Below are 13272 nucleotides of genomic sequence, written 5' to 3'. Positions count from 1 at the left end.
ACTACCGAGACCGCGGCTGCCCCGAGCCCGAGCCGCTGAGCCCCGAACTAATTCGGGAGATGATGGACTGGGCCGCCCGCACCGCCGTCACCGCCGATGTTGCCCAACGTTGCGGTCCCGCCCATCCCGCCGGCGCCACCGTTGCCCCACAGCCACCCGCCGGTGCCGCCGGCACCGCCATTGAAACCGGGAGCACCCGTCCCGCCGGCCCCACCGCGGCCGATGAGGCCGGCGGGGCCGCCGGCGCCGCCGGCCTGCCCGGTCCCACCGGAGCCACCGTTGCCGCCGCGACCAAACAAAAGCCCGCCCGCCCCGCCGGCCTGCCCGGTCCCTGGTGCGCCGTCGGTGCCGGGGCCGATCAGCGGACGGTTCAACAGCAGCTCGGTCGGGGTGTTGATCGCCCCGAGCACGTCTTGCGCAATGGTCTGCAGTGGGTTTGAGCTGGCCGCCTCGGTTGCCGCATAGGCGCCGCCGGCGCCCTGCAAAAGCTCGACGAATTGGTTGTGAAACTCTGCGGCCTGCGCGCTGAGCGCCTGGTATTGGGCGGCGTGACTGGAGAACAAGGAGGCGATCGCGGTCGACACCTCATCACTCGCCGCGGTCAGCAGACCAGTGGTGTTGGCCGCCGCGGCCGCATTGGCCGTGCCCAGCGATGAGCCGATACCCGCCAAATTCTCCGCCGCCGTGGCGACCGCGTCCGGCACTGCAACTACAAACGACATCCGACAACCTCCAGGTCGCCCCCGACAAGCGGATCGTAGGCCCTTCGGGTCGCTAATTAGATACGGTTACAACAATTCAAAGCTGTTTCCCAGCCGCAGCTAAGCGCGCAACAATAAATCAACCCCGAACTTGCGGCGTTTAGGCGAACCGGAGGTAACGAGCGTCATGGCCCCGTTACTCACTGGCTGCAGTGGATTTCTGCTCGCCGTTTTGTGGATGGACCTCATTTTCGACGTCCAGGTTCTTCAGAATCGAAGCGCCGGTGACGAATTGCCCGAGCCGGTGCTCGCCTCGATCGCGGGCTACTACCATCGCGCGACCACCACGTCGCGACCGATGAGCCGGCTGATCGCCTTGGTCATGCTGATCTTGTTGGCGGCGTTGGGTTTTCAGGCCGCCCGGGGCCACGACGCCGGGTGGTTGCTGGCGAGCTCGGCGGCGCTCGCGGGTGTCCCGATGGTGCTGGCGCTGACGCGCACGGTCCCCGCCGCCATTCGGCTCGGGCACCGGGCGGACGGTCCGGCCGAACAAACCCGGCTGGCGCGAGCGATCTGCCGCGATCACGTGGTCTGCTTCGGCGGCATGCTGGCATTCCTGGCCTTGTGGACCACGTGATACGTCGTAGTGACGACGCGCTGGTCGGGGGCGGCTGGCCACGTCAACGCCGCCCGTACTAAACTAGAACACGTTTCAGTTCCTTTCGCATATCTTTACAACAGGTCAAGCTTCCAGGAGTAGGCATGCACACCGCGATTTGCGACGAACTCGGCATCGAGTTCCCGATCTTCGCCTTCACCCACTGCCGCGACGTCGTGGTGGCTGTCAGCAAGGCCGGTGGTTTCGGCGTGCTCGGCGCCGTCGGCTTCACGCCCGAGCAGCTGGAGATCGAACTCAACTGGATCGACGACAACATCGGCGACCACCCCTACGGCGTCGACATCGTGATCCCGAACAAGTACGAGGGCATGGACTCGCACCTGTCGGCCGAGGAGCTGGCCGAAACGCTGCGCAAGATGGTGCCGCAGGAGCACCTGGACTTCGCGAAGAAGATCCTGGCCGATCACGGTGTGCCGGTCGATCACGCCGACGAGGACACCCTGCAACTGCTCGGCTGGACCGAGGCGACCGCCACCCCGCAGGTCGAGGTCGCGCTGAAACACCCGAAGGTGGCGATGATCGCCAACGCGCTGGGCACCCCGCCGGCCGACATGATCAAGCACATCCACGAATCCGGCCGCAAGGTGGCCGCGCTGTGCGGCTCACCGTCGCAAGCCCGCAAGCACGCCGATGCCGGGGTCGACATCATCATCGCCCAGGGCGGCGAGGCCGGCGGCCACTGCGGCGAGGTGGGCTCAATCGTGTTGTGGCCCCAGGTCGTTAAGGAGGTCGCGCCGGTGCCGGTGCTCGCCGCGGGCGGGATCGGCAGCGGTCAGCAGATCGCCGCGGCCTTGGCCCTCGGCGCGCAGGGCGCGTGGACCGGTTCGCAGTGGCTGATGGTCGAGGAAGCCTCGAACACCCCCGTCCAGCAGGCCGCGTATGCCAAGGCGTCCAGCCGTGACACCGTGCGGAGCCGTTCGTTCACCGGCAAGCCGGCCCGGATGCTGCGCAACGACTGGACCGAGGCATGGGAGCAGCCGGACAACCCCAAGCCGCTCGGAATGCCGTTGCAGTACATGGTTTCCGGCATGGCCGTGCGGGCCACGAACAAATACCCGAACGAGACGGTCGACGTCGCGTTCAACCCGGTCGGTCAGGTCGTCGGGCAGTTCAACAAGGTGGAAAAGACGTCGACCGTCATCGAGCGGTGGGTGCAGGAATACTTGGAGTCGACCAACAGGCTGGACGAGCTGAACGCCGCCGCCGTCTGACGGCGGCTACTCGTCAACTTCGTCGACGTCGTCGACCTCGTCCCTACCGGGACCGGTGAACACCTCTTTCGTCCGGTCCACCGCGTAGGTGCCGATGTCGATCGAGTTCTGGACGATGCCGCTCGCACCGCCCGCGATGTCGCCCCGGATAATGTCGCTGGCGTGTTCGACGATGTCCGAAGCCTTTTCGACGGCGTTGGTGGCGATGTCGCGGGCGGCGTCGACTGCGTCTTTCGGATTGAAGCCCATCGGAATCTCCTTTTGTCGCAGGACCTTTGGCAACGACTCTAGTGGCGATCGCGCTGCGGGTCGCCACCGTCGGCGCTAGTAGTTCACCAGGGTGCGCCAGTAATCCTCGGGAATCTCGGCGCCGGACCGCAGTATCCGCGCCAGCCCGACGGCCATCGCGATACCGAGGAGGCCCAGCCACAATCCGGCCACCGCGATGACTCCCCAGAGCACGGCGGTGACCGCGGGCCACGGCGACAGCACGGCGAGCACCGGCGCGAAGAAGAAGCCGGTCCCGACGTACCAGGCGGAGCCCGCGCGATCCGACGCGAGGACAAAGCGCAGCCAGCGCGGGACCGGGGCCTTGGCGGGCTGGTCGGGGTTCATCGAGTCAGCCCATCATCCGGACGGCGGGAAGAACCCTGCACCGGTGAACCATCCCTCTTGCCAGCCCTTGTCTCCCAGGCAAAGCATGGGCAGGCCGCGGTCTGACTGTGCGGCCGCCTGCGGGCCCGGGCACTTCGCGCCGGCCTGCTGCACCCCGTACAGCGGATAGGAGATGACCCAGTAGCCGGTGGTGGCCGCGGGGAACTGGTTCGGCGGCGGGAAGTGGCACGCCTCCGCCTGGCCGCTTGGGCCCCGCCCGAAGATGAAGCGCTCGTAGTTGTCGCACGGCGCCCCCAGCGACGCCTGATAGTTCATGTTCGGCACGTCGCCGTCGTAACCTGCGGCGGCGCACGGCGCCATGCCGATCGTGATGCCCGCTATCGAAGCGGCGCTGAGCAGTTCCCGAATCATGTTCCACCCCACCTGTCGCCGGTGACCAGGACCAAAGCATATCCGCCGGTCAAAGACGCCGGTAGGTGCAGAGCAGCACCCCGGTCCCGGTCGTCGTCGCCGAGACGAGCTCGAGCGGCCGCGCCCGCCCGTCGTCGGGGAACACCCGCTTGCCACCGCCGAGCAGGATCGGCTCGAGCATCAGCTGGTATTCGTCGACCAGGTCGTGCTCGATCAGTTGCGCGGCCAGCGACGCGCTGCCCATCACCTGCAGCGACCGGCCGTCGCGGGCGCGCAGTTCGCGTATCGCGCCGATGACGTCGGCGGGGGGCAGCAGGATCGAGGCCGGCCAGTCGAGATCGTCTTGGCTGAGCGTCCGCGACGCCACGTATTTGGGGATCTCGTTCATCCGGTCCGCGAACTCGTCGCCGGCGCGGGCCGGCCAGGCGGCCGCCATCGACTGCCAGGTGCGACGGCCGAACAACAGCGCGTCGGTCTCGGCCAGCAGCTCGGAGACGGCCGGCCCCATCGTCTCGGGTTCGAAGTACCGCATCGACCAACCGCCGTGTGCGAATCCCCCGTCGCTGTCCTCGCCCTGCCCGCCCGGGGCTTGAACGACACCATCCAGGCTCATGAAGTCACTCAGAACTATGCGCATGCCCATACAGACCGGCGGCTCCCGCGAAACTCATCGGCGGTGAACACGTTGCAATTCGCCCTGGCGATCTTGCCGCAATCCTTCCCAACGGTGGTGTAGCAGTGGTTTATTTGGCACAAAGAAGACGACTAGACGACTTCGTATGAAGGAGCGGACCTTGTCAGCATCGAAGACAACCACCGAGCCGAATCTGCCGCCCGGATTCGATTTCACCGACCCGGACATCCATGCCGAGCGGTTGCCGGTGGAAGAGCTGGCCGAGCTGCGCCGAACCGCGCCGATCTGGTGGAACGAGCAGCCGATCGGGGCCGGCGGCTTCGACGACGGCGGGTTCTGGGTGGTGTCCAAGCACAAGGACGTCAAGGAAATCTCGCTGCGCAGCGACGTCTTCTCCAGCCTGCAGAAGACCGCCCTGCCGCGCTACAAGGACGGCACGGTCGGCGAGCAGGTCGAACGTGGCAAGTTCGTCCTGCTAAACATGGATGCGCCGCAGCACACCCGGCTGCGCAAGATCATCTCGCGGGCCTTCACGCCGCGCGCCATCGAGCGCCTGCGCGACGACCTGGCCGATCGCGCCCGGCGCATCGTCGAGGAAGCGGCGGCCGAGGGTCGCGGCGACTTCGTCGAGCAGGTGTCCTGCGAGCTGCCGTTGCAGGCGATCGCCGGGTTGATGGGCGTGCCACAGGACGAACGCAAGAAACTTTTCCACTGGTCCAACGAGATGGTCGGCGATCAGGACCCCGAGTTCGCGAACAACGACGCCATCACCGCTTCCGTCGAACTCATCACGTACGGCATGCAGATGGCCGCCGACCGGGCGAAAAATCCGGGCGACGACCTCGTCACCAAGCTGGTGCAGGCCGACATCGACGGCCACAAGCTCTCCGACGACGAGTTCGGCTTCTTCGTGATCCTGTTGGCGGTGGCCGGCAACGAGACCACCCGCAACTCCATCACCCAGGGCATGATGGCCTTTACCGATTTCCCCGACCAGTGGGAGCTGTTCAAAAGGGAACGCCCCGGCACCGCGGCCGACGAGATCGTGCGGTGGGCCACCCCCGTCACGTCGTTTCAGCGCACCGCGCTTGAGGACTACGAGCTGTCCGGCGTGCAGATCAAGAAGGGGCAGCGGGTGGTGATGGTGTACCGCTCGGCCAATTTCGACGAGGACGTGTTCGACGACCCCTTCACCTTCAACATCCTGCGCGATCCCAACCCGCACGTCGGATTCGGCGGCACCGGTGCGCATTACTGCATCGGGGCCAACCTGGCGCGCATGACGATCGATCTGATGTTCAACGCGATCGCCGACGGCATCCCGAACCTGGAATCGATCGGCAAGCCCGAGCGGCTGCGGTCGGGATGGCTCAACGGGATCAAGCACTGGCAGGTCGACTACCACACCGACGGCGCGAAATCACCTGCCGCGCACTAGCCTCAAGGCATGGCTACCCACCGAGCTGTTCACGTCAAGTCCGCGGGCGCGCCGCTAGAACTGGTCGATGTCGAAACCAAGCCGCCGGGGCCCGGTGAGGCGCGGCTGACGGTCACCGCGTGCGGGATCTGCGGCACGGACGCACACTTTGTCGCGGGCGGCTTTCCGGGCATGACGTGGCCGCTGACCCCCGGGCACGAAATCGCAGGAACGATCGCCGAACTCGGCTCTGGTGTCGAGGGTTTCGAGGTTGGCGATCGCGTCGCGGTCGGGTGGTTCGGCGGGTGCTGTTACCACTGCGACGAGTGCCGGAAAGGGCACTTCATTCATTGCGAGAACGGGAAGGTCCCGAGCTACCAATATCCGGGCGGGTACGCGGAGTCCGTGACCGTCCCGGGTAGTGCGCTCGCCCGGATACCGGCGGGGCTGTCCGACGCGGAAGCCGCGCCGATGGGCTGCGCCGGCGTCACAACCTACAACGCGTTGCGTCATACCAAGGCGCTGCCCGGCGACCGCGTCGCCGTCCTCGGTGTCGGCGGGCTTGGTCACCTCGGGGTGCAGTTCGCCCGGGCGATGGGTTTCGAGACCATCGCGATCGCCCGAGGCGCCGGCAAGGAGGAGGATGCCCGCAAGTTGGGCGCCCACCACTACATCGACTCCACCGCAGCGGATCCCGCCGAAGCGCTCAAGGCCCTGGGCGGGGCGGCGGTCGTGCTGGCGACCGCCGGGAACTCGCCGGCGATGGCGGCAACCGTCGGCGGGATATCGCCGCAAGGCGAGCTGGTCACCATCGGCGTCACGCCCGAACCGTTGCCGATCAGTCCCATCCAGCTCATCACACCGGGGGTCAGCATCGTCGGGCATCCCTCCGGCACCGCGAAAGACGTTGAAGACACTATGCATTTCGCGGTTGTGTCGGGCGTTCGGGCATGGATCGAGGAGCTGCCGCTGGCGCAGGCCGCCGAGGGCTACGCGGCTTTGGAGCAGGGGCGCGCTCACTACCGCACCGTTTTGACGATGTGACCACGGGCGCGCTGTGACCGACCTGTGGACCCTGACCGCATCCGACGGGGAGTTGTTGGTACGCACCGGCGTCGCGGGCAGGGCGGCGCGAATGGGTCATCGGCTCACCATCGCGATGACGCGCTGGGAGGCCACCGTGGCCTGGGCCTCCGGCGAACCGGTCACCGCCGAGCTGACCGTGGACGTCGATTCGTTCGAGGTGCTGCGCGGCGAGGGCGGGGTCAAGGGGCTGTCCGGGCCCGAAAAAGCGGTGGTGAAATCCAACGCGCTGAAGTCGTTGGGCGCCAACCGTTATCCCGAGATCCGATTTAACGCGGAAACGATCGAGAAGAGCAGCGACGGGTACCGCCTCACCGGAAAGCTGCACATCCACGGGCAGTCACGAAAACACGTGATCGATTTGCGCACAGAGGATCTCGGCGACCGGTGGCGAATGACCGTCGAATCGCGGGTTCGCCAAACCGATTACAGCGTCAAGCCCTACTCGCTGCTGATGGGCTCGGTGCGAGTCGACGACGAGGTGACGGTGTCGTTCACCGCCGTTCACGCCAAGGACGGCTGAGTTCAGCGCCGCGCTAGGGCGTCGGGTTGTGCGGCGCCGCATCACCGGCGTCGCCGGGGATGTGCTCGAGCACCCGGGTCAAGTACGGCTGACGGTCGTTCGAGTCCGGCTGCTGCTCGCCGGGAGCGCCTTGCTGCTCCCCTCCGGACCCCGACTCGGGGACCGGTTCGCCGGCGGGCGTTTTCGACTGCGGGGCGGGCGATACCGCCTCGGGGCGCGGGGCGGGAGCGGGCGCGACGGCCTCGGCGATCTGCGGCGGCGGCGCATGCACGACCCGCTTGCCCGGCGCGGACTCGCTGGCCGGGGCAAGCTGGATGCCCAGGGCGAGCGACAGGGACGAGACGAAGGTGATCGCTCCCGCGGCCAGCGCGGTCACGGCGCCGGCGTAGGACAGCTTGCGAGGCCGCGCCTGCGGCGCGACGGCGGGCGCACCGACGTGCGCCACCAGTTGATCGTCGGTGAACTCGGTGCTTCGGGCCGCGGCCAGCGCCGCGCCGCGCGCCACCGTCACCTGCGCCATCGTCTGCGCGAAAACCGGTACGGGCAAGGTCTTTTCGAGCTGCCAGGAGAATCCGTCGATGTCGCTGCCCCCGCCGACGACAACCACCCCGCCGGGCCGCCAGCCGGTCGGTCGTTCGAACATCCCGCTCAGCCAGGAAGTCAGGCCGTCGAAGCCGCCGCGCACGTGCTTGACGGCCGTCTGGGTCTGGCCCTCGTGGGTCGCGACCATGACGACCGTGGCCCAGTCCTGGTCGAGGATGCAGACGGCGGTCTGCTCGTACCCGATGACCGGGGCGATCGCGAGCGCCAGCGTCTCGACCGCCTCCAGCAGCCGGACGGGCACCACGTTGTCGAAGCCGGCGTCGGTCAAGGCCTCCAACAGCAGCGCCGCCTGCGCGGACGCGTCGTCGTTCCAGGTGAGCCCGATGACACGCACCCGCCGTTCGCAGGCCGATGCGCGCGCATCCACCCGCAATACCTCGTCCGCCACTTGCTCCGCGGTGCTGAGGGCCCGGGCGCCACGGCCGGCGCGCAGGCTCAGCTCGTGATGGTCCAGGATCGTGCCGTCTGCGCCGTGTCCTTCGGCCAGGACCCACCCGAGGGTGGTCGGCGTCAGCGATAGCCCCAGTACCGTGTCCAAGTCTGCACCTCAATCGGTCCCGGACCTCCCAAGCCCTCGGCCGCACTCACGCACCAAAAAGTGCTGGTGCGGCGGTTCATGAGGGCCGGAACGGACCGGGATTGCGTGGTCTCCATCGGCTTGCTCCGTGAGAGCCTACGCGGTCCGCGCAAGTTCGGCTCCCCCGGTTCCGAATCCCTGTCAAACCCGCACGCGAATGCGGCCAAGCCGGCGATCCCTCCCGAGCCGGCCGCGAAAACGGCAGGTGACGGGCACCCAGGGGTTTCAACCGGTCCGCCCATTTACGGCGCCGAAAAATTATCGCGGCCCGGCTGTCGAGCATTCGCCGTCCGCAATCGAACGCGTGGGCGACCAACTCCGACACTCCGGACTGGTTCGGGAGTATGTCACACGCACCCGCCGGAATCGACGTGGCCATTTCCGATCGCGGGCGCCCGATCCTTTAAGTCGGATTCCCCCCGCTCCCCTGGCTCTCCGCTCTCGTCAGGGCCAGCTGCCTCGGGATTTGCGGCGCAACGGCCGCGAACCGGCGGTCGCGGGGTTCCCGCAGTCAGGCCCTTGCGATCGCGATATCCGCATTACGAAATTCGGACGAAAACCGATATGAAACTGAGACACCACCGCGTCCCGATCGACATTTGGTCTAATAACCCGGTAAATTCCTGCCTGAGATCGCGATCACAGATACGGACAGGGGCAGGTATGACAGACGTGAGCGAGAAGATCCGGGCCTGGGGGCGCCGGCTTTTGGTCGGTGCGGCGGCGGCTGCCACGCTCCCAGGCCTGATCGGTCTTGTGGGGGGGTCGGCGACCGCGGGGGCATTCTCCCGCCCGGGTCTGCCCGTCGAATACCTGCAGGTGCCGTCGGCTTCGATGGGCCGCAACATCAAGGTGCAATTCCAGAGCGGCGGAGACGGCTCGCCCGCGGTGTACCTGCTCGACGGCTTGCGTGCCCAGGACGACTACAACGGCTGGGACATCAACACGCCCGCGTTCGAGTGGTACTACAAGTCGGGCCTGTCGATCGTCATGCCGGTCGGTGGGCAGTCCAGCTTCTACACCGACTGGTACCGCCCGGCATGTGGCAAGGCCGGCTGCTCGACTTACAAGTGGGAGACGTTCCTGACCAGCGAGCTGCCCGGCTACCTGTCCTCGCAGCGGAGCGTCAAGGCGACTGGTAGCGCCGCGGTCGGCATCTCGATGGCGGGTGCATCGGCGATGAACCTGGCGAACTACCACCCGGGCCAGTTCGTCTACGCCGGATCGCTGTCCGGCTACCTGAGCCCGTCGACCGGGCAGGGCTGGATAGGCCTGGCGATGGGCGATGCCGGCGGTTACAAGAAGGAAGACATGTGGGGACCGGACAACGACCCCGCGTGGCAACGCAACGACCCGTTGGTCAACGTCAACCTGCTCGTCGAACACAACACCCGGCTCTGGGTGTACTGCGGTAACGGGACCCCGAACGAACTGGGCGGCGCCAACCTGCCGGCCACGTTCCTCGAGAGCAACTTCATGATCGGCGTCAACAAGAAGTTCCAGGACGCCTACAACGCCGCGGGCGGCCACAACGCCGTCTTCAACTTCCCGCCCTACGGAACGCACAGCTGGGAGTACTGGGGAGCGCAGCTCAACGCGATGAAGCCCGACCTGCAGAGCAGCCTGGGCGCGACCCCCGGCGGCGGTGGATAAGACCTGACCTGCCAGAGATTCCGCTACTGCGCTTGACGACGACGTCAGGCGCAGTAGCGCGTCAGGGGGCCTTGAATCGGTCGGTGACGTCGGTCCACGCGGTCACGTCGGTGCGGTGGTTGTTCATGTTTCGGCACTGGCCGTAGACGCGCAGGACCCCCACGTCGGGGGCCTCGGTCTGCCGATACACGATCGCCGTGACGGCGTCCTTGGTGAGGGACCGGGCGAACACGTGATCGTTGGGTGGTAGGCCCTCGGTCCAGCCGTGACCGACGAGCGTTGCCGCGAGGCCCGGGAAGTAGGCCTCGGGTTGCGTATCGGCGGGCACCGCGAAGGTCAGGTAGATCGCGCCCTGGTACGGGGGGTCGTCGCGGTTTTTGCACGACATCAACGTGTAGCCCGCCGACGTCGTCCGCAGTCCGGTCAGGGTGACGATTTGCCTGGCCGACTCGACCGCCTGGGTCTGCGACTGATCGTCGCTGACCGGGTTGGCGGGATGGTCGAGAACATCGGAGGGCGTGGTGTGCAACCTGTCCACCAGCAGGATGGCCCCGCTCATGAGCAGCGAGGCCGTCAGCGCGGCCGCGATCAGCGCGCGAACCTGCGTCGTGCGCAACCAATCTCCGCGAGACACCTGCGACATCAGTGCCCAGGCTAACTCAGGAGAGAATCTTCAATCATGGTCATGACCGGCAGTTGCGGGCGGTTTTTCCGCCCGATGGGGCGCCTCGCGCTGGCAGGGTTGGTGGGGGCCCTGTTGCTCGCGACGCCGGTCGCGCGGGGCGACGCCGCCGGCCCGCTGATCGGGTTGGTCGACGCCGCCGCGCAGCGGCTCCAGGTCGCCGAGCCGGTGGCTGCATTCAAGTGGAAGACGGGCGGCGCCATCGAGGACCCGGGCCGGGTCCAGCAGGAGCTCGCCAAACTGGGCGCCGAGGCGAGCGCCGCACGCGTCGACCCGAACTACGTCACCCGCGTCTTCGGCGATCAGATCAACGCCACCGAGGCGATCGAATACAGCCGGTTTGCGGACTGGAAGCTGAACCCGGCGGACGCGCCGGGCGCGGCGCCGGACCTGTCGGAGTCGCGGTCGACGATCGACGGCCTCAACCACACGATGCTGACTGCGATCGTGGCCGGCTGGGACCTGCTGCACTCCCCCGGCTGCGCCGCCGACCTGGACGCCGCGCGAAGCGAAGTCGCCCGCGCCCGCCAACTCGACGGCCTTTACCAGCAAGCCCTTTCGCTTGCGACCAAATCGTATTGCCAGGGCTAATTTATTTAATTCTCACCATTCTCTAAAGCTCCGATTTCGCTGCTCAGGGGCCCAATTTCCCTGCTAGACGGCTTATCTCGCCACCTTTTCGAATCGGTAACGCTTCGGACACGCCCCGCGAAATGCCTGGCATGAGAAAACTCTGCAAGCCTCTCATCACGTCCGCCATCATCGGCGCGTTCGTTGCAGCATCGCTGAGTTCCTCGGGCGTCGCAGGCGCCGCTCCCGCCGCGCCCAACTGGGACGCGGTCGCGCAGTGCGAGTCCGGTGGCAACTGGCACGCCAACACCGGAAACGGCGAATACGGTGGGCTGCAATTCAAGCCGGGCACCTGGGCCCAGTACGGGGGTGTCGGCAACCCGGCGGCCGCGTCGAGGGAAGACCAGATCGCCGTCGCCAACCGGGTTTTCGCGCAAGACGGACTCGACCCGTGGCCGAAGTGCGGCTCGGCGTCCGGCCTGCCGACCGCGATGTACACGCACCCCGCGCAGGGCATCAAACAGATCATCAACGGGCTTATCCAGGCGGCCATCCCGCACTGACAATATTGCGCCCTATGAGCCGGGGCGAAGCTGTGTTTGGATCAGCGCATGGAAGGTTCGGCGACTGTTCACATGGCGGCGCCCGCGAATAAAATCTGGGATCTCATTGCGGACGTTCGCAACACGGGACGGTTCTCCCCGGAGGTGTTCGAGGCGGAGTGGCTCGGCGATGCGACCGGCCCCGCACTCGGCGCCCAGTTTCGCGGCCACGTCCGGCGAAACGAGATGGGACCGGTCTACTGGACGACGTGCAAGGTCACCGCGTGCGAGCCCGGCCGCGAATTCGGGTTCGCGGTGATGCTCGGCGACAGGGCCGTGAACAACTGGCACTACCGGTTGGCGCCCAGCGGCGGCGGCACCGACGTGACCGAGTCATTTCGGCTCAATCCCGCGCCGTGGCTGGGCATCTACTGGTTGTTGGGCGGATTCCTGCGCAGGCGACGCAACATCCGCGATATGACCAAGACCCTCAACCGGATCAAAGACGTGGTCGAGGCGGGCTGACGCGACGTGAAATCGGTCTTCATCACCGGCGCGGGCAGTGGCATGGGCCGCGAGGGAGCGAAGCTGTTCCACGCCAACGGCTGGCGCATCGGCGCGGTGGACCGCAACGAGGACGGTCTGACGACGTTGCGGGCAGAGCTGGGTGACGATCGGCTGTGGACGCGCACCGTCGACGTCACGGACAAGGCGGCGCTGGAGGCGGCGCTGGCCGACTTCTGCGCCGGCAACGCCGACGGCGGGCTCGACATGATGTGGAACAACGCCGGCATCGGCGAATCGGGCTGGTTCGAGGACGTGCCGTACGAGGCCGCGATGCGCGTCGTCGAGGTGAACTACAAGGCGGTGTTGACCGGCGCGTACGTCGCGCTGCCATACCTGAAGAAGCGCCCCGGCAGCCTGATGTTCTCGACGTCGTCTTCCGCGGGCACCTACGGGATGCCGCGCATCGCGGTCTACTCGTCGACCAAGCACGCGGTCAAGGGGTTGACCGAGGCGTTGAGCGTGGAATGGCAACGGCACGGGGTGCGCGTGGCCGACGTGTTGCCGGGTCTCATCGACACCGCCATCCTCACCACGACGACCAACCACTCGGACGACGGCGGGCCGGCGATGTCCGGCGAGGACGTCCGCGCGAGCGCGCCGAAGAAGGGCATGATGCGGCTGATGCCCGCGAGCAGCGTCGCGGAGGCGGCCTGGCAGGCCTATCACAATCCGAAGCGGCTGCACTGGTACGTGCCCAAGAGCATCCGCGTGATCGACCTGCTCAAGGGTCTGAGTCCGGAGTTGGTGCGGGGCCGCATCGCCAAGGCCCTGCCCGCGTTGATGCCGAAGCAGCAGTGAGGGGGT

Annotated in this window: 16 protein-coding genes and 1 pseudogene; 10 read left to right on the top strand and 7 right to left on the bottom strand. The window is 67.1% G+C overall.

Annotated elements, in window-relative coordinates; all coding sequences use genetic code 11:
• Positions 1 to 50: 50 nt before the first annotated feature.
• Positions 51 to 722, bottom strand: a pseudogene (locus A5706_RS35060) (PE family protein); the annotation flags it as partial.
• Between the two features lie 166 nt (positions 723 to 888).
• Here A5706_RS35060 and A5706_RS27545 point away from each other — a divergent pair.
• Entirely contained in the window at positions 889 to 1338 is a 450-nt protein-coding gene (locus A5706_RS27545) for a hypothetical protein (RefSeq protein WP_068138274.1), read from the top strand.
• Between the two features lie 125 nt (positions 1339 to 1463).
• Positions 1464 to 2591, top strand: coding sequence for a nitronate monooxygenase (locus A5706_RS27540; RefSeq protein ID WP_068138269.1), 1128 nt, complete (start codon positions 1464 to 1466; stop codon positions 2589 to 2591).
• Between the two features lie 6 nt (positions 2592 to 2597).
• On the opposite strand, the gene A5706_RS27535 is transcribed toward A5706_RS27540, so the two are convergent.
• The 4 genes from A5706_RS27535 to A5706_RS27520 all read right to left on the bottom strand — a co-directional run bounded on the left by A5706_RS27535 (position 2598) and on the right by A5706_RS27520 (position 4254).
• The gene (locus A5706_RS27535) at positions 2598 to 2840 is read right to left on the bottom strand and encodes a hypothetical protein (RefSeq protein ID WP_068138266.1); all 243 of its coding nucleotides are present in this window, start codon (positions 2838 to 2840) and stop codon (positions 2598 to 2600) included.
• Positions 2841 to 2915: 75 nt separating this feature from the next.
• Complete coding sequence (locus A5706_RS27530) at positions 2916 to 3206, bottom strand: hypothetical protein (RefSeq protein ID WP_068138260.1); 291 nt, start codon at positions 3204 to 3206, stop codon at positions 2916 to 2918.
• Between the two features lie 12 nt (positions 3207 to 3218).
• Positions 3219 to 3617, bottom strand: a complete 399-nt coding sequence (locus A5706_RS27525; RefSeq protein ID WP_068138257.1) for a hypothetical protein — start codon at positions 3615 to 3617, stop codon at positions 3219 to 3221.
• A 49-nt stretch (positions 3618 to 3666) separates the two neighbouring features.
• Positions 3667 to 4254 carry a dihydrofolate reductase family protein gene (locus tag A5706_RS27520; protein WP_068138306.1) on the bottom strand — a complete coding sequence of 196 codons (588 nt, stop codon included), beginning with the start codon at positions 4252 to 4254 and terminating at the stop codon, positions 3667 to 3669.
• A gap of 157 nt (positions 4255 to 4411) precedes the next feature.
• On the opposite strand from A5706_RS27520, the gene A5706_RS27515 reads away from it, so the two are divergent.
• Genes A5706_RS27515 through A5706_RS27505 form a run of 3 tightly spaced genes read left to right on the top strand, consistent with a single transcriptional unit; the run spans position 4412 to position 7274 of the window.
• Complete coding sequence (locus A5706_RS27515) at positions 4412 to 5689, top strand: cytochrome P450 (protein WP_231985435.1); 1278 nt, start codon at positions 4412 to 4414, stop codon at positions 5687 to 5689.
• Positions 5690 to 5698: 9 nt separating this feature from the next.
• A complete protein-coding gene (locus tag A5706_RS27510; RefSeq protein ID WP_068138255.1) occupies positions 5699 to 6712 on the top strand; it encodes an alcohol dehydrogenase catalytic domain-containing protein in 1014 nt (337 codons plus the stop codon).
• A 22-nt stretch (positions 6713 to 6734) separates the two neighbouring features.
• A complete protein-coding gene (locus A5706_RS27505; RefSeq protein ID WP_082964689.1) occupies positions 6735 to 7274 on the top strand; it encodes a YceI family protein in 540 nt (179 codons plus the stop codon).
• 13 nt (positions 7275 to 7287) lie between these two features.
• On the opposite strand, the gene A5706_RS27500 is transcribed toward A5706_RS27505, so the two are convergent.
• Complete coding sequence (locus A5706_RS27500) at positions 7288 to 8415, bottom strand: hypothetical protein (RefSeq protein ID WP_068138250.1); 1128 nt, start codon at positions 8413 to 8415, stop codon at positions 7288 to 7290.
• 702 nt (positions 8416 to 9117) lie between these two features.
• On the opposite strand from A5706_RS27500, the gene ag85B reads away from it, so the two are divergent.
• The gene (gene ag85B / locus A5706_RS27495) at positions 9118 to 10107 is read left to right on the top strand and encodes a diacylglycerol acyltransferase/mycolyltransferase Ag85B (protein ID WP_068138239.1); all 990 of its coding nucleotides are present in this window, start codon (positions 9118 to 9120) and stop codon (positions 10105 to 10107) included.
• 61 nt (positions 10108 to 10168) lie between these two features.
• On the opposite strand, the gene A5706_RS27490 is transcribed toward ag85B, so the two are convergent.
• A complete protein-coding gene (locus A5706_RS27490) occupies positions 10169 to 10750 on the bottom strand; it encodes a hypothetical protein (protein WP_197518006.1) in 582 nt (193 codons plus the stop codon).
• A gap of 75 nt (positions 10751 to 10825) precedes the next feature.
• On the opposite strand from A5706_RS27490, the gene A5706_RS27485 reads away from it, so the two are divergent.
• The 4 genes from A5706_RS27485 (at position 10826) to A5706_RS27470 (ending at position 13266) form a co-directional block, all read left to right on the top strand.
• A complete protein-coding gene (locus A5706_RS27485; RefSeq protein WP_082964688.1) occupies positions 10826 to 11380 on the top strand; it encodes a chorismate mutase in 555 nt (184 codons plus the stop codon).
• A 122-nt stretch (positions 11381 to 11502) separates the two neighbouring features.
• Entirely contained in the window at positions 11503 to 11922 is a 420-nt protein-coding gene (gene rpfC / locus A5706_RS27480) for a resuscitation-promoting factor RpfC (RefSeq protein WP_082964684.1), read from the top strand.
• Positions 11923 to 11952: 30 nt separating this feature from the next.
• Positions 11953 to 12426: an SRPBCC family protein gene (locus A5706_RS27475; protein ID WP_197518007.1), complete on the top strand. Its 474-nt coding sequence runs from the start codon at positions 11953 to 11955 to the stop codon at positions 12424 to 12426.
• Positions 12427 to 12432: 6 nt separating this feature from the next.
• The gene (locus A5706_RS27470; RefSeq protein ID WP_068138225.1) at positions 12433 to 13266 is read left to right on the top strand and encodes an SDR family oxidoreductase; all 834 of its coding nucleotides are present in this window, start codon (positions 12433 to 12435) and stop codon (positions 13264 to 13266) included.
• The last annotated feature ends 6 nt before the right edge of the window (positions 13267 to 13272 follow it).

It is taken from the genome of Mycobacterium sp. E796, from assembly GCF_001672815.1.
Taxonomy (GTDB): domain Bacteria; phylum Actinomycetota; class Actinomycetes; order Mycobacteriales; family Mycobacteriaceae; genus Mycobacterium.
The sequence above is the reverse complement of the archived record's forward strand: the minus strand, read 5'-3'. Positions and strand labels throughout refer to the sequence as shown.

Coding starts and splice junctions, on each gene's coding strand:
- A5706_RS27545 (WP_068138274.1), top strand. CDS start 889: ATGGCCCCGTTACTCACTGGCTGCAGTGGATTTCTGCTCGCCGTTTTG.
- A5706_RS27540 (WP_068138269.1), top strand. CDS start 1,464: ATGCACACCGCGATTTGCGACGAACTCGGCATCGAGTTCCCGATCTTC.
- A5706_RS27535 (WP_068138266.1), bottom strand. CDS start 2,840: ATGGGCTTCAATCCGAAAGACGCAGTCGACGCCGCCCGCGACATCGCC.
- A5706_RS27530 (WP_068138260.1), bottom strand. CDS start 3,206: ATGAACCCCGACCAGCCCGCCAAGGCCCCGGTCCCGCGCTGGCTGCGC.
- A5706_RS27525 (WP_068138257.1), bottom strand. CDS start 3,617: ATGATTCGGGAACTGCTCAGCGCCGCTTCGATAGCGGGCATCACGATC.
- A5706_RS27520 (WP_068138306.1), bottom strand. CDS start 4,254: ATGCGCATAGTTCTGAGTGACTTCATGAGCCTGGATGGTGTCGTTCAA.
- A5706_RS27510 (WP_068138255.1), top strand. CDS start 5,699: ATGGCTACCCACCGAGCTGTTCACGTCAAGTCCGCGGGCGCGCCGCTA.
- ag85B (WP_068138239.1), top strand. CDS start 9,118: ATGACAGACGTGAGCGAGAAGATCCGGGCCTGGGGGCGCCGGCTTTTG.
- A5706_RS27490 (WP_197518006.1), bottom strand. CDS start 10,750: ATGTCGCAGGTGTCTCGCGGAGATTGGTTGCGCACGACGCAGGTTCGC.
- A5706_RS27485 (WP_082964688.1), top strand. CDS start 10,826: ATGGGGCGCCTCGCGCTGGCAGGGTTGGTGGGGGCCCTGTTGCTCGCG.
- rpfC (WP_082964684.1), top strand. CDS start 11,503: ATGCCTGGCATGAGAAAACTCTGCAAGCCTCTCATCACGTCCGCCATC.